Source organism: Sphingomonas sp. P4_G3 (genome assembly GCF_056401105.1).
In genome coordinates this window covers 1-20,254 of the sequence record NZ_JBFUJZ010000006.1, presented here as the reverse complement: position 1 = coordinate 20,254, position 20,254 = coordinate 1, and the positions used below count along the sequence as shown (strand labels likewise).

At 66.3% G+C, this 20,254-nt stretch carries 17 protein-coding genes and 1 pseudogene; 8 read left to right on the top strand and 10 right to left on the bottom strand.

All coding sequences use genetic code 11. The features are described from left to right. Window positions 1–101: 101 nt before the first annotated feature. Window positions 102–629, bottom strand: coding sequence for a lipocalin-like domain-containing protein (locus tag AC1DQQ_RS15445; protein ID WP_478045684.1), 528 nt, complete (start codon window positions 627–629; stop codon window positions 102–104). A 95-nt stretch (window positions 630–724) separates the two neighbouring features. Between AC1DQQ_RS15445 and AC1DQQ_RS15440 the strand changes: the two genes are divergently transcribed. Continuing rightward, window positions 725–1,606, top strand: coding sequence for a LysR substrate-binding domain-containing protein (locus AC1DQQ_RS15440; RefSeq protein WP_478045683.1), 882 nt, complete (start codon window positions 725–727; stop codon window positions 1,604–1,606). Between the two features lie 3 nt (window positions 1,607–1,609). On the opposite strand, the gene AC1DQQ_RS15435 is transcribed toward AC1DQQ_RS15440, so the two are convergent. From AC1DQQ_RS15435 to AC1DQQ_RS15415, 5 genes are all read right to left on the bottom strand, one after another. After that, the gene (locus AC1DQQ_RS15435; protein ID WP_478045682.1) at window positions 1,610–2,065 is read right to left on the bottom strand and encodes an AAC(3)-I family aminoglycoside N-acetyltransferase; all 456 of its coding nucleotides are present in this window, start codon (window positions 2,063–2,065) and stop codon (window positions 1,610–1,612) included. Between the two features lies 1 nt (window position 2,066). Continuing rightward, entirely contained in the window at window positions 2,067–3,458 is a 1,392-nt protein-coding gene (locus AC1DQQ_RS15430) for a helix-turn-helix domain-containing protein (protein WP_478045826.1), read from the bottom strand. A gap of 320 nt (window positions 3,459–3,778) precedes the next feature. Next, a complete protein-coding gene (locus tag AC1DQQ_RS15425; RefSeq protein ID WP_478032057.1) occupies window positions 3,779–4,396 on the bottom strand; it encodes a DUF4893 domain-containing protein in 618 nt (205 codons plus the stop codon). Window positions 4,397–4,472: 76 nt separating this feature from the next. Beyond that, window positions 4,473–5,258, bottom strand: coding sequence for a 3-hydroxybutyrate dehydrogenase (locus tag AC1DQQ_RS15420; RefSeq protein WP_478032055.1), 786 nt, complete (start codon window positions 5,256–5,258; stop codon window positions 4,473–4,475). Between the two features lie 13 nt (window positions 5,259–5,271). After that, on the bottom strand, window positions 5,272–6,405 hold the full coding sequence (locus AC1DQQ_RS15415) for a patatin-like phospholipase family protein (RefSeq protein ID WP_478045681.1): 1,134 nt from the start codon (window positions 6,403–6,405) through the stop codon (window positions 5,272–5,274). Window positions 6,406–6,512: 107 nt separating this feature from the next. Here AC1DQQ_RS15415 and ypfJ point away from each other — a divergent pair, with 107 nt between their 5' ends. Beyond that, window positions 6,513–7,436: a KPN_02809 family neutral zinc metallopeptidase gene (ypfJ, locus tag AC1DQQ_RS15410; RefSeq protein WP_478045680.1), complete on the top strand. Its 924-nt coding sequence runs from the start codon at window positions 6,513–6,515 to the stop codon at window positions 7,434–7,436. Window positions 7,437–7,583: 147 nt separating this feature from the next. Here the strand turns inward: ypfJ and AC1DQQ_RS15405 are convergent, their stop codons facing one another. From AC1DQQ_RS15405 to AC1DQQ_RS15395, 3 genes are all read right to left on the bottom strand, one after another. Next, the gene (locus tag AC1DQQ_RS15405; RefSeq protein WP_478045679.1) at window positions 7,584–9,245 is read right to left on the bottom strand and encodes an ATP-binding cassette domain-containing protein; all 1,662 of its coding nucleotides are present in this window, start codon (window positions 9,243–9,245) and stop codon (window positions 7,584–7,586) included. 317 nt (window positions 9,246–9,562) lie between these two features. Next, entirely contained in the window at window positions 9,563–10,162 is a 600-nt protein-coding gene (locus tag AC1DQQ_RS15400) for an alpha/beta hydrolase (RefSeq protein WP_478042825.1), read from the bottom strand. 149 nt (window positions 10,163–10,311) lie between these two features. Beyond that, a complete protein-coding gene (locus AC1DQQ_RS15395; RefSeq protein WP_478042826.1) occupies window positions 10,312–12,933 on the bottom strand; it encodes a DUF4118 domain-containing protein in 2,622 nt (873 codons plus the stop codon). A gap of 257 nt (window positions 12,934–13,190) precedes the next feature. Between AC1DQQ_RS15395 and kdpF the strand changes: the two genes are divergently transcribed. The 6 genes from kdpF to AC1DQQ_RS15365 all read left to right on the top strand — a co-directional run bounded on the left by kdpF (window position 13,191) and on the right by AC1DQQ_RS15365 (window position 19,915). Then, window positions 13,191–13,280 (top strand): K(+)-transporting ATPase subunit F, encoded by a 90-nt coding sequence (kdpF, locus tag AC1DQQ_RS15390; protein WP_066809408.1) that lies wholly within the window; start codon window positions 13,191–13,193, stop codon window positions 13,278–13,280. 10 nt (window positions 13,281–13,290) lie between these two features. Beyond that, a complete protein-coding gene (kdpA, locus tag AC1DQQ_RS15385; RefSeq protein ID WP_478042827.1) occupies window positions 13,291–15,024 on the top strand; it encodes a potassium-transporting ATPase subunit KdpA in 1,734 nt (577 codons plus the stop codon). Window positions 15,025–15,036: 12 nt separating this feature from the next. Beyond that, window positions 15,037–17,058 (top strand): potassium-transporting ATPase subunit KdpB, encoded by a 2,022-nt coding sequence (kdpB, locus tag AC1DQQ_RS15380; protein ID WP_478042828.1) that lies wholly within the window; start codon window positions 15,037–15,039, stop codon window positions 17,056–17,058. A 129-nt stretch (window positions 17,059–17,187) separates the two neighbouring features. Continuing rightward, window positions 17,188–17,784, top strand: coding sequence for a potassium-transporting ATPase subunit KdpC (gene kdpC, locus AC1DQQ_RS15375; protein ID WP_478045678.1), 597 nt, complete (start codon window positions 17,188–17,190; stop codon window positions 17,782–17,784). A 279-nt stretch (window positions 17,785–18,063) separates the two neighbouring features. Then, window positions 18,064–18,756: a response regulator gene (locus AC1DQQ_RS15370; protein ID WP_478045677.1), complete on the top strand. Its 693-nt coding sequence runs from the start codon at window positions 18,064–18,066 to the stop codon at window positions 18,754–18,756. Between the two features lie 109 nt (window positions 18,757–18,865). Continuing rightward, complete coding sequence (locus tag AC1DQQ_RS15365; RefSeq protein ID WP_478045676.1) at window positions 18,866–19,915, top strand: LacI family DNA-binding transcriptional regulator; 1,050 nt, start codon at window positions 18,866–18,868, stop codon at window positions 19,913–19,915. Between the two features lie 77 nt (window positions 19,916–19,992). Here AC1DQQ_RS15365 and AC1DQQ_RS15360 read toward each other — a convergent pair. Further along, window positions 19,993–20,254, bottom strand: a pseudogene (locus AC1DQQ_RS15360) (S8 family peptidase); the annotation flags it as partial.

Genomic DNA, 20,254 nt, shown 5'->3' with positions numbered 1-20,254 from the left:
AGCTATTTACATGATTCGCCGTCAGCGGCTCGAGGACGATAGTGGTCATGATGTGACTGCGAGCGCAGAATCGTCCGATAATATGTAATCTAATTTACAATCTAATCGACCTTCCGCCAGACCGAGATCGGGATGTCGCCATTGGGGCGCGCGGCGACGGTGTAGCGCAATACCTTGCCCTGCAACTCGTACTGCCTGACCTGCCTCGTCCCGTTCCAATTGGCGAAGCTCGCTTGCTCGATCGCGAAGGTCAATTTGTGCGCCTTCACGTCCGCGCTCAACGTCCCATAATGCACGCTCATCCCCAACGCGGTCTCGCGATATTCTTCCGGCGTGCCGGTGGCTCGGTCGCCCGAGGCGAAGCGGGGTCGTTCGCTCTTGTAGATCATCAGCGTGTAGCGGCCGGCAGCATCCACCATCATGCTGCCGCGCGGCGCCGCCCCATAGTCACGGCCGATACTGCCGTCGGGATGCCGGACGTCCGCGGCGACCAGCGACCAGGTACCGACTAGCCCGCGGGGCAGCGACGGGCGCTCATCCGCGGCGGATGCCGTGGCGAGTGACCCGCCAATCAGGACAGCAGCGACAGCCACTTCGATCGTGCGTGGCGGCGGCAACAGTCTGAACATCTTTAGTCTCCTTCCTCATCGTCGCTACCCGAAGCCTACTATCCATAAAAACAAATAGTTTTTATCATTCTCTTCAGTTATTCTGAAGTATGCAATTGCCCAATCTCGACATGGACGTGCTCCGGACGCTGGTGCTCGCCGAGCAATTGGGCGGTTTCGGCCGCGCTGCGGAACGCGTGGGGCGGTCGCAATCAGCGGTCAGCCAACAAATCCGCAAGATCGAGGACCAGGTCGGAGAGCCGCTGTTCGCGAAACAGGGCCGCGGTCTGGCGCCGACGCCGGCCGGTGAAATCCTGCTCGCTTATGCGCGTCGCATCCTCGACCTCAACGATGAGGCGCTGATCGCCGTCCGGGGCACGGCGGCGCAGGGTCAGGTGCGCTTCGGCCTGCCCCCCGATCTCGCCGAAACCTGGCTTCCCGACGTGCTCGGACGATTCAATCGCGCGCATCCGGGCGTGCGCCTGGAAACGATCGTCGATCGCAATCGTGCGCTCGTCGACCGACTGGACCGCGGCGAGCTCGATGTCGCGCTCGCCATGAACCAGACCGACCGCGCCGATGCCCGCCCGCTGGCCGCGCTGAAGGCAATCTGGATCGGACCATCGTCCCGCCGTTTGCACTGGGATCCGGCAGGCAGCGAGCCGCTGCCACTCATCCTGACCGAAGCGCCCTGCTTCTTTCGTCAGCGTGCACTTGCCTTGCTGGAAGCCGCCGGCATCCCGTGGCGCGTCGTGCTGACCAGCGCGAGCGCGCGCGGCCTGTGGGCCGCGGTCGAAGCCGGGCTCGGCGTGACCTTGCGCATTCCCGTCGGCGTCCCGGCCGATCTGCACGTCCTTGGCATCAAGCAGGGACTTCCCGATCCGACCGGCGAGCCGTTCGTCCTGTCGATCCATGATGGCGGCCGCATCCTCGAGCCCGCCGCTCGGCAACTCTACGATATTCTTGCCGCCGCGATGACCGACCGGCCCGGCGGCTAAGCTTCAGTCGAGATCGATATCGAAGTGCAACACGTCCTCGCGCCTGCCCAATCCCGAGTAGAGGGCAATCGCGGGATCGTCGCCCAAATCGGCCTGGACGAAGATGACATAAGCGCCGCGCGCTTTCGCCACGCGCTTCAGTTCCTCGATCAGCGCGGTCGCGATGCCGCGCCGGCGATAGGGCTCGGCAACGGCCAGATCGTAGAGATAGATCTCGCGCTGCGCCTGTCCGAACTTGTCGAGGACATAGGCGGCGATCCCGCCCACCACGGCGCCATCGGCCAGCGCTGCGAGCGCAATGAAGCTTTGGCCGCCGAGCAGGCGCGCGAGCCAGGCGTCGTCAGGTCGCGCATCATCATAGCCAGCCGGATCCTCGAACGCCGCGCCGAACATGCCGAGCATCTGGTGCATCAGCGACAAGTCGGTGGGCCCGAGCAATCTGATCTCAGCCGCGGCCATCTCAATCGCCACCGAAGGTGAACGGACTGACCCCGCGTTCGCGTTCGTTGACCAGCAGCGCGCGGCCCGCCGGCGCGGCGCTACGCTGCGGGCAGGATGAGCGCGCGCAAGCGCGACAGCCCAGGCCGATCGGGGTCGCCTCCCCCGTCAGGTCGATCCCCCGTGCCGCCGCCATGCCGCCCGCCACGTCCGCCGCGACGCCAAGTCCGACCGCGAATTCCGCCTGCACCGCGCCATAACGGCGACCCTGCGGCGTCACGGTGCGCGAAAGTGTCAGCCAGCGCGCACCATCCTCGAGTTCGACCAGCTGGACCGCAAGGTCGCCCGGCCGATCGAACGCCGAATGCACCCGCCAGAGCGGGCAGCGCCGGTCGCTCTCGACCAACGGCGAACCGCTCGCGCCCGAAAAGCGCTTCGAGACCTGACCGGCGCGGTCGATCCGCACCATGAAGAAGGGCAGCCCGCGTGCGCCCACGCGCTGGAGCGTGGTCAGCCGATGCGCGACCTGCTCGAACCCCGCGCCGAAGCGCCGCTGCAACAGTTCGAGATCGTAGCCGGTCGCCTCGCAGGCGCGCAGGAAGCGGGCATAAGGCATCATCACCGCCGCGGCGAAATAGCTCGTCAGATAACGGCGATAGAGTCGCTCGCCCGCCCGGTCGGCGAACGCTGCGCCCTGAACCAGCGCCTCGACCATCGATCGCGCCTCGATCTGGCCGAGTTGATAGGCCGCGGCGAAAGTACGGCTGGCGGCATCGAGCGTCTCGGACACTTGCAGCTGGCGGGCATGGAGATCGGTCCGCCGCAGCAGATCGGGCATCACGTCGACCGGCAGGATTCGGATGGTGAGCTGGTGCTTGACGCGCAGCCGTTCGGCGATCGCGCCGTAAAGGTCGCCGGCGCCCATCCGCAACTCGTCGGCCAGCGCCTCTGCCGCCGCATCGAGATCGGCGTAATGGCCGCGCCAGCGCTCGATCTCCTTGCGCAATTCGGCGATCGCGTCAGTCGACCCACCCGCCTCCCCCGTCGCCGCGCCTTGTCCCAGCCGATCGAACACGCGCGCAAAGGCCTCGGCGCCGCCGGGCGCGCCTGCCAACCATTCCTCCACTTCGTTACGGTCGATCTCAAGGTCGGCGAACATCGGATCGGCGAGCCGACGCCGAATCGCCGCCGCGCCGCCGCCGGGCTCGCCCGCCGCCAGCGCGCGCGGATCGAAATCGAATGTCTCGGCAAGCTTGACGAGCAACGCCGCTGATAGCGGGCGCTGATTCTTCTCGACTAGATTAAGATAGCTGGGCGAGATGACGAGCATCTCCGCCATCGCCGCCTGAGTCAGTCCAGCGCGCCGACGCAACCGTCGGACCGCGTGCCCTGCCAGCAATTTGCGATCGGCCATGCCAGTCCCCGAATAGAATTGCCCGGCGGCAGCGATCCGGCGGCGGCGGTCAATTGTCAATACTTTACATACCGACTGGCAATGTCGCCCGATCGGTCGACAGCCCGACCTCGGCACGGACCGATGCGATATCGCCCAACGCGCGAAATTCGGCCAGTTGCCCGCTCAGAGACGAGCGTCTGCGCTTCAGTCTTGTAAGGTTTCCGACTTTCCTGGGGAGGAAAGGATGCCCGCCGGGTCGATCTCGGCGGGCATTTTCTTTGTCAAAATCCTGCAGCGGCGGGTGCGGAGGGCTGACCCGTGCCGCGGCACGCCGAGGATCAGTCGATCGGCACCAATTCGACCACGTCGAGCAAAGATTCGAAATGCGGATAGGGCAGCACCAGCCGCCAACGCCGCGGCCCGATCCGCTGGACGATCCCCGCCATGTCGCGATTGGCATCGCGGCCATAATCCATCGGATTCTCTTCGTCGCCGAGCGATAATGTGCCGAGAAATATCTGGCGATAGCGGTCGTCGTCGAACACCAGCCCCGCGGGGCGCTGCGACCCGCCGATCTTGTAGAAACTCAGCATCTCGCCTTCGGGATCGATGCGGCAGCGGAAGGCGGGATAGGCAGTGAAGTCGCGATTGCCCGGCCGCTGTCCGCCGAGCTTGAAGACGCGGCAGCGATAATCGCCGGCGGGTGGCTTGGCACCTACCAGAGCTCGATCAGGATCGAACAACACGCCTTGCGCGGCGATCGCCTTACCCTGGCCCGCCGCGCGTGCTTTGGCGAGCGCATCCAGCCACGCTTGACGCGTATTGCGCAACCGCACGCGGTCGTCCGCCGTCGCCACGCGCCGCCAGTCCGCCGGTATGTCGTCTTTCGCCATCGCCGGAGCGACCGCGACCACGAACAGGGCACCTATCAGCGCCCCGAAATGCGCCCTTTTCATGCCGAGACAACCAACCACCGAAGGGATGGTTGCGCAGGCGATACGTTAGAGTCGGTTTCAGCAAGCTGAAAAGACGTCAGGCCGCGGTCCAGCCGCCGTCGACGGTCATATTGGCACCGGTGATCGACTTGGCTTCGTCGCGGCACAGGAACAGCGCGAGCGCCGCGACTTGCTCGGGCGTGACGAATTCCTTGGTCGGCTGAGCGGCGAGCAGGACGTCGTTCATCACCTGCTCGCGCGTCAGACCGCGCGCCTTCATCGTATCGGGGATCTGGTTCTCGACCAGCGGCGTCCAGACATAACCGGGCGAGATCGCATTGACGGTGATCCCGTCGGTCGCAACCTCGAGCGCCGCAGTCTTGGTCAGGCCGGCGATGCCGTGCTTGGCGGCGACATAGGCCGATTTGTTGGGGCTGGCGACCAAGCTGTGCGCCGAGGCGGTCGAGATGATCCGCCCCCATTTCGCCGCCTTCATGTACGGGATCGACGCGTGCATCATGTGGAACGCGCTGGTCAGATTGATGGCGATGATCGCGTCCCATTTGTCGGTCGGGAATTCGTCGATCGGCGCGACATGCTGGATGCCGGCATTGTTGACGATGATGTCAGGTCCGCCGAGCTCGTCATGGCAGCGCTTGACCATCGCCTCGATCGCCTCGGCCTTGGTCATGTCGGCGGCATCGTACAGCGCCTTCGTCCCGCTCGTCGCTTCCAGCGCGGCGCGTTCTTTCTCGATCGCGGCAGCGTCACCAAAGCCGTTGATCATCACGCTCGCGCCCTCGGCAGCGAACGCCTTGGCATAGGCCAGTCCGATGCCCGAGGTCGAACCGGTGACGATGGCGCTCTTACCCTTGAGGAACATGCGGGTCTTCTCCTTAGCGGGGGGTGAGGTCGAAGGCGGCGGTCTTGCCGTCGATGATGTTCTCGGCGACCAGTTCTGCGTTGGCCATCGTCGCGGCGACGTCTTCGCTGCCCGCCTGCCAATGTTCGCGCATCGTCCGCGCCGAGAATTCGAAATCGCGCGCGCCGCCTTCCCAGGCATTGGCGCGATAGATCAGATGGACCAGATTGACCGGATATTCGGCCGATCGCTCGGCCAGCGCGCGAACGTCGGGGTCGTTGCCCATTTCGGGCGGCAGTTTGGCGAGCACGCGCCGCGCGATCTCGCGATCCTTGCGCAGCCGCATCAATTGCGTCGAGATTTCGCGCGAGCGGCTGGAAAAGCGGATCTCCTTTTCGCGCGCCATTACGTCCATGATCGTTCGCGGCCGCACCGCGATCGACGGGAACAGGTCGACCTGGAACACCAGCAGGGCTTCGGCCTGGTGATCGAGCACATGGCTGAGCGGGGTATTGGAGACGAGCCCGCCGTCCCACCACAGCCGACCCTCGATCTCGACCGGAGGAAGCCCCGGCGGCAACGCGCCCGAGGCCATGATGTGGCGCGCGTCGATCCGATCGAGGCGATTGTCGAAATAACGGAAATTGCCGCTTTCGACATCGACCGCGCCGACCGACAGCCTGACCGGCCCGTCGTTGAGCAAATCCCAGTCGACCAGCTCGTTGAGCGTGTCGCGGAGCGGCGCGCTGTCGTAGAAGCTGAGCGCGGCATCGGTCCCCGGCGCCGCCATCATCGGCGCCAGGCCGCGCGGCGAGAAAAAGCCCGGGACGCCCGCCAGCATCACGAACCCCGCCGACCATTCGTGCAGCGCTTCACGCACCATATCGTCGGGGAAGATCGGAAAGCTGGGCAGCGAACTGGTCACCTTGTCCCAGAACGCGGTCAGCCGTTCGACTCGCCGCTCGGGCGGGTTGCCCGCGACGATCGCGGCATTGACCGCACCGATTGAAATGCCGGCGACCCAGTCGAGCTCGATCCCGTTGGTCTCCAGCCCTTCGATGACGCCCGCCTGATAGCTGCCCAGCGCCCCGCCCCCCTGGAGCACCAATGCCACTTGTTCGGGCAAGGGGAGCGCCTTGGCGCGGCGGCGGGCTTTAATATCGGCCATCGCGAGCCCGCATGGGCCAAGAGCCCGAGTCGATCAATCGGGCGATTGCAACCATGGCCGTTGGAGCGCATTTTGATACGCGACGAAAACGACAAAAGGGGCAGCCGATGCGGCTCGACGACTTCGATCCCAACATCAATGTCGAGGATCAGCGTGGCCAGGGCGGCAGCGGTTTCGGCGGATTCGGCGGCGGTGGAGGGGGCGGTGGACTGCTGTTCGCCTTCCTGCCCTTCATCTTCAACCGGTTCGGCTGTCTGGGTGTGGCGGTTGTCGTCGGACTGTTCTTCGTGTTCAGCGGCGGCCTGCAATTCGCCGACACCGGTAGCACCGGCGGCAGCCGCGCGCCGACCGAAGCAAGCCGCACCGCCGGCGGCAGCGACGTCCGGTCGAGCTGCACCCTCGACGCGTCGTCCAAGGTCGCGTGCAATGCCTTCAGTTCGGCGGACAAGACCTGGGCGGCGATCTTCCAGCAACAGGGTCAGCGCTTCGTCGCCCCCAAGCTGGTATTCTATTCGGGCAACGGCCAGTCGGGCTGCGGCGCCGCGCAATCGGCGATGGGGCCGTTTTATTGCCCCGGCGACCAGGGCATCTATCTCGACACCAGCTTCTTCCAGGAATTGTCGCAGCGCTTCGGCGCGCCCGGCGACTTCGCGCAGGATTACGTCATCGCGCACGAATTCGGCCATCATATCCAGAGTTTGTTGGGCATTTCCGATCGCGTAACGCGGCTGAAACGCAGCTCGAGCGAGGCCCAAGGCAACCGCTTATCGGTGATGCTCGAGCTCCAGGCCGATTGCTTTGCGGGCGTCTGGGCGGCGCAGAACCGCAATCGCATGGATCCCGACGATCTCCAGGAAGGCATGACCGCGGCCAAGGCGATCGGCGACGACACGCTACAAAAGGAAACGCAGGGTCGCGTGGTCCCGGACAGCTTTACCCACGGCACGTCCGAGCAGCGCATGACCTGGCTGAAGCGCGGCCTCGACAGCGGGGATTACCGCCAGTGCGATACCTTCGCGGGCGCGATTTGAGGAAAGGCAACCATTAGATCTACACGTCAACCCGGCCCTGTGCCGGGGTCCAACGGGCAGCAAGGGATTACCTAGACCCTCTTGTCATTCGTTAACCGGCACGTTGGATGCCGGGACGAGCCCGGCATGACGTTGATGTGGAGGATGTCACCCCATCACCCGCGCCACCCCGTCATCGACGCGGATCAGCGTGTCGCACAGCCGCAAGCTCGAATCGCGATGCGCGACGATCAGGATAGTCGGGCGCGGGTCGAGTGCGGCCAGACGCTTTAGCAAATCGCCCTCGCTCCCCTGATCGATCGCGTTGGTCGCCTCGTCGAGCACCAGCAGGCGCGGCTTGCGCAGCAGCGCGCGGGCGATGGCGAATCGCTGGCGTTCGCCGCCCGACAGCAGCGCACCCCGCTCGCCGACGATGCTGTCGATCCCTTTGGGCATCCGCGCGACGATCGCGGTGGCACCGACCGCATCGATCGCCGCGTGCATCATGTCCTCGCTGACTGTCTCGTCGCCCCAATCGAGATTGCGGCGCACACTGTCGTGGAACAGGAAGCCGTCCTGCGGGACATAGGCGATCGCCCCGCCCCAGCCGCTGCCGAGCGCGCGGCCGCCGACGGTAATCGTGCCCTGTTGCGGTTCGAGCAGGCCGGTGATGATGTCGACCAGGGTGGTCTTGCCGCCACCGCTCGCCCCGGTCAGCCCGGTGATCGATCCTTCGGCGATGGTCAGTGTCGCGTCGCCCACGCCACCGCCGCCGTGATGGCGATAGGTCACGTGCGACAGCTCGATCGGTCCGGGGGGTGGCACGTCGGCCTCGGCCTGCGCGAACGCGCCGAAATGCCGTTCCGCCTCGCGCACCGCTTCGAACGCGGGGACGCCATAAGCGACTTGCTGGATCGATTGCTGGATCGCCTGGGCCGGCCCCACCATCCGCCCGAACACCAGGACGACGATGATCAGCCGCGCCGGCGGCACGCCCAGGAGGTTGACACCCGCGAGCACCACGCCCGCCAACGCCACCGCCGATCCCAACGTGAACCACAAGCGCGCCCGCGCCTGGTCGCGCTGGAACCACAATTGCCGCCGCCGCGCGACCGATTGCGACGCGGCGAATTCGTCGACAAACCGATCGCGCATCTGCTGCGCGGCGGCGATCTTGAGCCCGCCCAGAAAGCTGCTGGCGTTGCTCATCATGTTCTGGCCCGCGCGCATCGCCAGTTCGCCGCTACTGTGGTTGCGCGCCTGGTTGAGCGCGATCAGCACCGCCCCGATCACCATCGCCACGCCCGCGATCAGCGCCAGTACGGGCGCGAGCGCGGCGACGACGGCAAGCTGCACCAGCGTGGAGATCAAGGCGACAGTCATCTGGATCAGCTGCTGTGCCGTGACGCCAATCCGCATCACGTCGATTCCGATCAACGTCGTCGTCCGCGAATGGTCGAGTGCGGCGATTTCCCGCCACGGCGCGACCGCCAGCGCGCGCAGGACGCGCAGGCGCTGGGCATCGACGAAGCGCGCCTGGAGCGCCTGCATCGAAAGATCGCGCGCATAGAGCACCAACCCGCGCACGACCATCATCGCCATGAAGGCGATCATCATCCACGCGATCAGGTGTGGGGTGCCGGCAATGCCCCATTTCGCGGCATAGCGATGCACCCAGCCGGGGCCACCGCCCGTCACCACAGTCAGGATAGGCACGAGCAGCAACAGGCCTGCACCTTCGACCGCGGCGCCGCTAAGCGCGAGGCCCAAGGCGGTCGCCGTCCGTCGCGGGCTCATCGCGGCCAGGGCACGCGTGATCGCCAGCATCATTCGCAGCGTTCTTGTGGCGTCGCCCCCGGTCACCGCGCCTTGTTAGGGGCGAAGCGCGCCGCTGTCACCGCTGCGTGATGGGTATCGCAAGACATGTTTTGAGCTTGGCAATCCAGTGCGGGGCGACGTTCAAATTTTCCCTCCCTGCTTGCAGGGAGGGGATCAAGGGGTGGTTTAGCGTCGGGCGAGGCTCGATGCCTCGTCCGACGCTGTTTTGCCGGTAGGTCGATGAGTCTTTTTGGGCGCGCAGACGCGCGCACCCACCCCCAACCCCWCCCTTGCAGGGAGGGGAGTCTGAAAGCCGGACTATCGTTACCCTAATCGACCAGCGAGAGCAGCCGTTCCTGTTCGATGGGCGCCGGCGCCGGACTCGTAAAAGCATCGCCGCCAAGCGTCGCGAGCAGGTCGACCAGCCTTTGCTCGGCATGGGTGCCGGTCGCGCTGCGATTGCTCGGGTGACCGGGCATGAGACTGCTGGCGTCGACGAAGCGGCTTCCCCAGCTGTCGGCCAGCGCCAGCACCTGTTCGACCGCGGGCGACGGATCGCAGGCGACGATCGACGGAAACGGCAGCTTGGTCGCGGGGCTCAGCCGCACGTTGCGCGCGATCGCCGACTGGCCGAAGCCATAGCTTAGCGGCGACAATAGCACCGCGCCGCGGATGTTGCGCAGGTAGGAGCGCGGCGAGAGCTGCGCCCACCACGCCACCGCCAGGCACGCCACGCCCTGCGCCAGGATGACGGCGGGCTCGGCGCGATTGGCCATCACAGCATCGAGCTGCAATGCCCAGCGCCCGCTGTGGAAGCGGGAAAGATCGAGTTCGACGCGCTGCAAGCGCGCCGCGATCTGGGTATCGCCCTTGACCGAGACGATAATCGGAACAGGCTTGTCGAACGACGTATCGAAGTCGCGATCCATGACAGCTCTCCCAAGCGGGCGCGTCGCCTCTGTTCTTGCGAGCGCCTCCGACTCGGCGGCGCCTGATGCAAAGCTATTCCGATCGATTTGATGTACAAACGCCTTGCGACGAATTGAGGTGCGGCAGAGCCGGACCGGAAAAAAACCGGTTACACGGCGAAGGCCAGCGAGAACTCAGCCCCGCCATCGGGGTGATTGCGGGCGGCGATACCGACCTGCATCGCTTCGGCGAACCCCTTGGCGATGGCGAGGCCCAACCCGCTACCGCCGCTGCGGTCGCTGCCGCGCCCCTGCGCGAAGGTATCGAACACGCGTTTTTCCGATCCCGGCTCCAGTCCGGGACCGTGGTCACGCACCGCCAGCAAGACGGCGTCCGGCATCCGCTTGCCGATGATCGCGACGCGTCCGTCGCCGCCATGGATCGCGGCATTGGCGAGCAGGTTGATCAGCACATGGTGAAGCAGAGTCGGGTCGGCACGGACCAGCGGCAAGTCCACCGGCACCTGTAAATCGATATGCACGCCACGCAGCAAGTCTTTGAGATCGTGGACCGCACTGGCCACCGCGTCGGTCAGGTCGATCGCCTCTGGGGAGATCACCAGCGCCCCCGTATCGAGCCGCACCATGTCGAGCAGATTGTCGAGGAAGCGCCGCAGCCGCGCGATATCGGCGCGCGCCAACGGCACTGCCGCGGCATCGGGATATTGCCGCGCCAGGGCGTCGACCGAGGCGGCGACCGAGGTCAGCGGGGTGCGCAGATCGTGTCCGATCGACGACAGCAATGCCGCGCGCAACCGGTCACGCTCGCGCAAGACCGATACGTCGCGCAACTGGTCCTCGAGCTTCAGGCGCTCCTGTGCGAGCGCGGCCTGGCCCAGCAAGGTGGTCAGCAGCACCGCGCGATCCGCACCGACCGGGTTGCCGCCATCCTCGGCGAGCAAGCCCACCACGCCGAGCACGCCGAGCGATGTCTTGAGCGGCTGGAACTGCCAATCGGCGGAGACCAAGGTTGCGGTGCCGACTCCGGTCGCCTCGCCCCTGCTCCACGCCCAGTCGGCGGCGGCGCGATCGACCGTGCCGAGTTCCGGCGTCGGGCCGGGTGCCGAAGCGATGCACTCGAGTTCGCCGTCGCGCTGGTCGAGCAGGATCACGGTCACGCCGAGCAATCGCGCCGCTTCGCTGCAGATCGTCTCGCTGGTCGTCCGCCAATCCGACGCGCGGGCCAGCGCCTGGCCGAACCCCGCCACCGCGGCGTTCTCGTGCGCGCTGCGTGCACCGATCGTCGCGCGCACTCGGAGCCGGCCGGTCAGATTGGCGGTGAAGGTGGCGATGCCGATCAGGACGAACATCGTCAGCACACTCTGCGGATCGGCGATGGTGAAGGTGTAGAGCGGCGGCAGGAAGAAGAAATTATAGGCCAGTCCCGCCAAGATGCCGGTGCCGACGCCAGGCCACAGTCCGAGGCGCGCCGACGCCACGATCACCGGCAACAGATAGATGAGGTCGATCCCGCCGGGTCCGATCCACGGCTCGGCCGCCCGGGCCAGGATCGTCGTCATGGCCACCAACATCAGCGGCACGAACGCGTCGATCGCGAGGCTCCAGTCGCCGCGTGGAACGCTGGTCCTGATCCGCTGCGGCGCATCGCCGGCCGGAATGACATGGACTGCCAGGCCCTCGCCTGTCGCCAGCATCGCTTCGACCACCGAGCGATGGCGCAAGGCGAACCACCAGCTGCGGCTCGATTTGCCGATCACCAATTGCGTGATCCGTGCCTCGGCGATCTGGTCGCGCAGGCCGGCGGTGACGCTTTCGGCCGGTACGGTGGCGATCGTCGCGCCCAGGCTGGAGGCGAGCCCCAACATGTCCGCGATCTGGCGCCGCTGCTCCTCGCCGAACCCGGCGGCACGCGGCGTTTCGATGAACACCGCTTGCCATGGCGCCTTCAACGCATCGGCCAAACGCTTGGCGGCGCGAACCAATGTGTCCGCGCCCGGCAGCTCGCTGACCGCCACCAGCACGCGCTCGCCGCCGGCATAGGTTCCCGTCACGGCATGGGTATCGAGATGCTCGGTCAGTGCCTGATCGACGCTCTGCGCCGCGCGGCGCAACGCCATTTCGCGCAACGCCGACAGATTGGCCTTGGAGAAGAAGCGGTCGAGCGCGCGGGTCGCCTCGGCCGGAATGTAAACCTTGCCTGCTTTCAACCGCTCGATCAGCTCGTCGGGCGGCAGATCGACCACCTCGACCTCGGCGCCGTCGAACACGCTGTCGGGGACGGTTTCGCGCACCCGCACGCGGGTGAAGCTCGCAACGACGTCGTTGAGGCTATCGACGTGCTGGACGTTGAGCGTGGTATAGACGTCCATCCCCGCATCGAGCAGCTCCATCACGTCCTGCCAGCGCTTGGGGTGACGGCTGCCCGGTGCATTGGTGTGGGCGAATTCGTCGACGAGGACGAGCTGCGGCCGGCGCTCCAGCACGGCGTCCAGGTCCATTTCCTCGAGTTGGTGCCCTTGATAGTCGATCGGCCGGCGCGCGATAATCTCGAGCGGTTCGACCAGCGCCTGGGTCTCGGCGCGGCCGTGCGTCTCGACCACCGCGACCACCACGTCGATTCCGGCGCGCTGGCGCTCGGCGCCTTCGCGCAGCATCTCGAACGTTTTGCCGACCCCGGGCGCGGCGCCGAGGAAGATCTTCAGCCGCCCGCGCTCTTCGGCTTTCGCGGCGCGGAGCAGCGCGTCGGGGGAAGGGCGATTATCGTCGGGCAAGTGCGCAAAACTCCAGTGTCGAAAGCAGAGCACGGGATCGGCATGAACCGCGGATAAGGCAAGTCACGACGGCTCGATTCTAATGGCTTCTTAATGCCGCGGCCACGCTTTCGCCCGCGCACCTTAATGCCCTACCCTCCTATCTCGCCGGCCGACCAATAGGAGGCCGATCATGCCCGACATCATCTGGCTCGCCATACTCGGCGGGCTGTTCCTGGCGACGCTCGCCTTCGTGCGCCTGTGCGACAACGCCTGAAATGAACCTGCACCTCGCGCTCGCTGGGCTGACCGCATTCGGCCTGCTGATCTACCTCGTCGCCGTTCTCGTGCGGCCCGAACGCTTCTGAGGATATTTCCATGACGCTTCAGGGATGGGCGCTGATCGCGCTCTTCGTCGCCGTGCTGGCGGCATTGGCCAAGCCGATCGGGCTGTGGCTGTTCGCGCTTTACGAGGGGCGGCGCACGCCGCTTCACGTCGTGCTCGGCCCGGTCGAGCGCGGATTCTACCGACTGTCGGGGATCAATCCCGACACCGACCAGAGCTGGCGTCGCTACGCCGTTCATATGCTGGTCTTCCAGCTGATCACGGTGTTGCTGACCTATCTGATCCTGCGCGCGCAGGGCTTCCTGCCGTTCAATCAGAGCAAGCTACCCGGGGTCGGCGCGGATGGCTCGATGAACACCGCCATCGCCTTCGTCACCAACACCAATTGGCAATGGTATGTCGGCGAATCGACCATGTCGAACCTCAGCCAGATGATGGCGCTGACGATCCACAATTTCCTCAGCGCGGCGACCGGCATCGCCATCGCGTTCGCGCTGTTCCGCGGGTTCGCCCGGCGCCCCTCCCCCAACCCGGGGTCGGGCGGCACCGCGTCGCCCGGTATCGGCAATTTCTGGGCCGATATCACCCGGATCACGCTCTATCTGCTGCTGCCGATCAGCGTCGTTTACGCGCTTTATCTGCTGTTGAGCGGCGTGCCGCAAACCTTCGCCATGTCGATCGAAGCGACCACGCTGGAAGGCGTCAAGCAAACCATCACGATGGGTCCGGTCGCCAGCCAGGAAGCGATCAAGATGCTCGGCACCAATGGTGGCGGCTTCTTCAACGCCAATTCGGCGCATCCGTTCGAGAATCCCTCGGCGATGACCAACATGGTGCAGATGCTGTCGATCTTCGCGATCGGCGTCGGGCTGACCTATACGTTCGGCAAGGCGGTCGGTGATACGCGCCAAGGCTGGGCGATCCTGGGCGCGATGACCATCCTGTTCCTCGCCGGCGCCATCGTCGTCTATTGGCAGGAAGCCGCGGGTAACCCGGTCCTCCATCATCTCGGCCTCGCGGGTCCGAACATGGAAGGCAAGGAAGTCCGCTTCGGTACCCCCGCGAGCGCCTTGTTCACCGCGGTCACCACGGCCGCCTCGTGCGGTGCAGTCAACGCGATGCACGACAGCCTGACCGCGTTGGGCGGCCTGGTCCCGCTGTTCAACATGCAGTTGGGCGAGATCGTCGTCGGCGGGGTCGGCTCGGGGATGTACGGCTTTCTGCTGTTCGCGATCCTGGCGGTGTTCGTCGCCGGGCTGATGGTCGGCCGCACGCCAGAATATGTCGGCAAGAAGATCGAAGCGCGTGAAGTCAAGCTCGCGGTGCTGGCGATCGCGGTGCTGCCGCTGTCGATCCTTGGCTTCACCGCTTTGTCGGCTGTGATGCCCGACGGCCTCGCGGGCCCGCTCAACAAGGGACCGCACGGCTTTACCGAGATCCTCTACGCGTTCAGTTCGGCGACCGGGAACAATGGCTCCGCCTTTGCCGGCCTGACCGCGGGCACGCCCTGGTATAACGGCCTGCTCGGGGTTGCGATGTGGGTCGGACGGTTCTTCGTGATCGTCCCCGTGCTCGCCATCGCCGGCAGCCTGGCGGCCAAGAAATACACGCCGGCCGGCGCGGGATCGTTCCCGACCACCGGCGGCCTGTGGGTCGGCCTGCTGGTCGGGATCATCCTGATCCTGGGCGGTCTCACCTTCCTGCCGAGCCTCGCGCTCGGACCGATCGCCGATCATCTCGCGATGATCCACGGCCAGCTCTTCTGAGAGTAACCCAAGATGACAACCGCTACCTCGATGTTCTCGGCGAACCTGGTCGTCCCGGCGATCGGCGACTCCTTCAAGAAGCTCGATCCGCGCCAGCTGATCAAGAACCCGGTGCTGTTCACTACCGCGGTGATCGCGTTGCTGCTGACCGTCCTGCTCGCGCTCGGCGGCGAGCAGCTGCCCGTCGGCTTCCAGGCCCAGCTGATCGTCTGGCTGTGGCTGACCGTGTTGTTCGGCACCTTCGCCGAAGCGCTGGCCGAAGGTCGGGGTCGCGCCCAGGCCGCATCCCTGCGCGCCACCAAGTCGGAGCTCCAGGCCAAGCGCCTGACCGGCGTTGGCGACACCTGGGGCATGGTCGAGGCCTGGCGCCTCCAGAAGGGCGAGATGGTGCTGGTCGAAACCGGCGACCTGATCCCCGCCGACGGCGAAGTGGTCGAGGGCGTCGCCAGCGTCAACGAAGCCGCGATCACTGGCGAATCCGCTCCCGTCATCCGCGAGGCGGGCGGTGATCGCTCGGCGGTGACCGCGGGCACCCGCGTCATCTCCGACCGGATCAAGGTCCGCGTGACGCAGGAGCCGGGTCAGGGATTCCTCGACCGCATGATCGCTCTCGTCGAAGGCGCCGAGCGGCAGAAGACGCCGAACGAGATCGCGCTCACCATCCTGCTCGTCGGACTGACGATCATCTTCCTGATCGCGGTCGGCACGATCCCCGGTTTCGCCAGCTATGCCGGCGGCAGCGTTCCCGTCGCGATCCTCGCGGCGCTGCTGATCACCTTGATCCCGACCACTATCGCCGCCTTGCTGTCCGCGATCGGCATTGCCGGCATGGATCGCCTGATCCGCTTCAATGTGCTCGCCAAATCGGGCCGCGCGGTCGAGGCGGCAGGCGACGTCGATACCTTGCTGCTCGACAAGACCGGCACGATCACGATCGGCGACCGCCAGGCGAGCGAGTTCCGCCCGCTGACCGGCGTCGATGTAAAGACGCTGGCCGAGGCGGCGATGGTCGCCAGCCTGGCCGACGAGACGCCCGAAGGCCGCTCGATCGTCACGCTCGCTCGCGAGAAGTTCGCGCTCGCCACCACCTTGCCGGCAGACGCCGAGATCATCCCCTTCACCGCGCAGACGCGCAGCTCGGGCGTCAAGGTCGGCGACGACAAGGTGTTGAAGGGCGCGGTCGATTCGATCCTCAGGATGCTCGGCGCCGACACTCCCGGCGCGGTCGAGATCAAGCGCACGACCGACGAGATCGCCCGCGGCGGCATGACTCCGCTCGCCGTGGTCCGCAACGGCCGGCTGCTGGGTGCGGTGGCGCTCAAGGACGTGGTCAAGGCGGGCGTCCGCGACCGTTTCGCCGAGCTGCGCCGCATGGGGATCCGCACGGTGATGATCACCGGCGACAACCCGCTGACCGCCGCCGCGATCGCCGCCGAAGCTGGCGTCGACGACTTCCTCGCCGAGGCGACACCCGAGGACAAATTGGCGCTGATCCGCACCGAACAGACCGGCGGCAAGCTGGTCGCAATGTGCGGCGATGGCACCAACGACGCCCCTGCTCTGGCGCAGGCCGATGTCGGGGTGGCGATGAACACCGGCACGCAGGCGGCACGAGAAGCCGGCAACATGGTCGACCTCGACAGCGACCCGACCAAGCTGATCGAGATCGTCGGGCTGGGAAAACAGCTGCTGATGACTCGGGGCGCACTGACCACTTTCTCGGTCGCCAACGATGTCGCCAAATATTTCGCGATCATTCCGGCGATGTTCGTCGTGCTCTATCCGGGGCTCGGCGTGCTCAACGTGATGGGGCTCGGCAGCCCGCGCTCGGCGATCCTGTCGGCGATCATCTTCAACGCGCTGATCATCCCGTGTTTAGTCCCGCTGGCGCTCAAGGGCGTCAAATATCGAGCGATCGGCGCCGGGCCGCTGCTCGCGCGCAACCTTGCCGTCTACGGCCTCGGCGGCCTGCTCGCGCCGTTCGTCGGGATCAAGCTGATCGACCTGGCGGTGGGCGGGCTGGGGCTAGCCTAGCCGCAACAAAGCCCCTCCCCTTCAGGGGAGGGGTTGGGGGTGGGGGATGCCTCGCAGAGCACATTGCCCGCGGCACTGCCCCACCCCAACCCCTCCCCTGAAGGGGAGGGGCTAGAAAGGAAGAAAGACATGCTCAAGGATTTCACCACTGCCCTCCGCCCAGCCTTTGTGCTGACCTTGCTGTTCGCGATCCTTCTCGGGTTCGCTTATCCGGCGGCGATCACCGGCATCGGCCAGATCATCGCCCCCGGCGCCGCAAACGGCAGCCTGATCCGCGATGCCAAGGGCACTATCATCGGCTCGTCGCTGATCGGCCAGGGCTTCACCTCGGACCGCTATTTCCACGGCCGCCCCTCGGCCGCGGGCAAGAATGGCTATGACGCCACCGCCTCGTCCGGCTCCAATCTCGGCCCGACCAGCCAGGCGCTAGTCGACCGCGTCAAGAGCGACCTCGCGTCGGCCAAGGCATCCGCTCCCGCACCAGGTTCCAATGTACCCGCCGATCTGGTGACGGCCTCCGCCTCGGGGCTCGATCCCGATATCAGCCCCGAGGCGGCTTTGTTCCAGGTGTCGCGCGTCGCCAAGGCGCGCGGGATCGACCCCGCCAAGCTGCGCCAGGTCGTCGCCGACAACACTGCCTATCCCTTGCTCGGATTCCTCGGCGAGCCACGCGTCAACGTCCTTGCCCTCAATCTTGCCCTCGACCGGATCGCGCCGCGCCCGTAACGTTGCTAGGGTGCAGACCGATTACCAATGAGGATCGAGACAGCCATGTCCGGGATGCTGTGGGAGGAGGAGTGCGAAGAACGGGGGTTTTCCCCCGTTCGAGCGCTCCGACGCGCCACAGCGCCCGGACATGGCTGCCGCGAAGCGGTGGGACGAAAAAGGCCGCTGGAGCGGTCGGACGCTTGCCAGATAGCCTCCGCTATCTGGCTGCGCGCCCTCTCTCCCAGCAGCCTTTTTCGTCTCCATCTCGACCTCATTGGTAACCGGTCTGCACCCTAAATGGCCGCCCAGCCCCGGATCCTGATCGTCGAGGACGACGCGCATATCCGCCGCCTCCTGCGCGTCGCGATCGAGCGTTCAGGCTATGCGGTGACCGAAGCGGCGACCGCGCGTGAAGCGCTGACGGCCGCCGATATCGACAAGCCCGAGGTCGTGTTGCTCGACCTCGGGCTACCCGATCGCGACGGGCTCGAACTGATCCAGCTTTTCCGGGCTCGCATCGGCGCCACAGTCATCGTCGTCTCCGCACGCGGCGAAACGGCGGAAAAGGTCGCCGCGCTCGACCTCGGCGCGGACGACTATCTGACCAAGCCGTTCGATACCGAGGAATTGCTCGCGCGAGTCCGCACGGCGCTGCGCCACCGCGTTGCCGGCGAGACGGGGCAGACGACAGTGACCACCGGCGACGTCGAAATCGACCTCGAGCGCCGCCGTGTCCGCCGAGCGAGCGAGGAAGTCCACCTTTCCCCCAAGGAATATGACGTGCTCGCCGAACTCGCCAAGCGGCCCGACCGCGTGATCGGACATCGCCAGCTGCTACGCACGGTCTGGGGCCCGGCGCATGAGGACCATGTCGATTATCTGCGCATCGTCGTGCGCAATTTGCGCCAGAAACTGGAAGCCGACCCCGCGCGACCGCGGCTGATCACCAATGAGCCCGGCGTGGGCTATCGGCTGACCGGCGTCCGCTAGCGGACGCGGCATACTGGCGCTCCCCCTCGCCACCATTGCTTGCGCTTCTGATCGCGCGAGGTCGAATTTTAGAGACAGGTCCGCCGGCAACGTCGATAATTGCATCCCGATGCAAACCGAATTCGACGAGGAGAGGACCAGCGAGCGGGCGCATCGCCCTACCTCGTTCGACGTCGCATCGCTTGCCCAGGTGTCGCAATCGACCGTGTCGCGCGCCTTGCGCGGTGACGCCTCGATCACGGCCGAGACGCGCGACCGCGTCGCCCGCGCGGCGGCAGAGCTCGGCTATCGTCCGGACAGCCGGGCGGTCAGGCTCCGCGGCGGTGCGGTCGGGACGGTGGCGGTGGTTCTGTTGACGTCATCGGAACTCGAGCGGCGCGCGCTCAATCCCTTCTATTTCGACATATTGGGCGCGGTCGAGGCGGCGGCGGCGCGGCGCGGCATGGGTATCCTGCTATCGTATCAGAGCACGTCGGACTCGCTGCGCAGCGACTTCGAACAACGGCGCGAAGCCGACGGCCTGATCGTGATTGGCACCGCCGCGAACCGCTCGGCCTGGGACTATTTCGCCCGCGCGCGGCAGGCCGGCAGCAACCTCGTCGCTTGGGGCGCGCCGGATGACTCTCTACCGATCGTCCGCGCCGACAATCATGCGGCGGGCGTGCTGGCGGTCGAGCATTTGATAGGTGCCGGCCGCCGGCGGATCGCGTTCGTTGGACCCGGCTGGGAGGCGCATCAGGCGTTTCGCTTGCGGCGGCAGGGGTATCTCGATGTGCTGGCGAAACACGGCCTGCCCCCGATCGAGGCGACGGCACCGCCGATCGACGACCGCCACGCGCAGGGAGAAGCGGCGGCCGCGCAATTGCTGGCAATAACCCCCCCGATCGACGCCGTGTTCGCGGCGTCGGATACGCTTGCCTCGGGCATCATGCGCGGCTTGCAGGAAGCGGGCATCCGCATTCCCGCGGACGTCGCGATTGTCGGCTTCGACGGTGGTTTCGGCGCGCGCCAATCCACGCCAGCGCTGACGACGATCGAACAGGACGTGGCAAGCGCGGGCGAGATGTTGGTCGAGGCGCTGTTCGGACCGACAGAACCGGCGGGCGGAACCGGAAAGGCGTTCGTTCCCGTGCAATTGGCGGTTCGGGGAAGCAGTTAGAGTCTGAGCCGGCGGGTGATACCGCGCCCGTCGCAAGATTTAAGCGGTGCGTCAGAAACTCCAGCCCGCGCTCGCCGTCAGCGCGGCTTCCCCGCGAGCCGGTGGTCGATCGCGCACGAGCAATCACAGGCCGGCGATGTCCCGACCAGGGTCGCGCAGGCGTCGATCGCGCCGCCCGCCATGCGGTTCAGCGCGATCCGTGTCGCGCGACCGCTGGACTGGCGCACCAGCGCGATCAGCCCGCTGACATGCGCGACCGCATAGGAACTGCCATTGACGAGGTACCATTTACCCCCCGGTTGTGTCGTCGGCACGTCGCGGCCGGGCGCAATGTACACG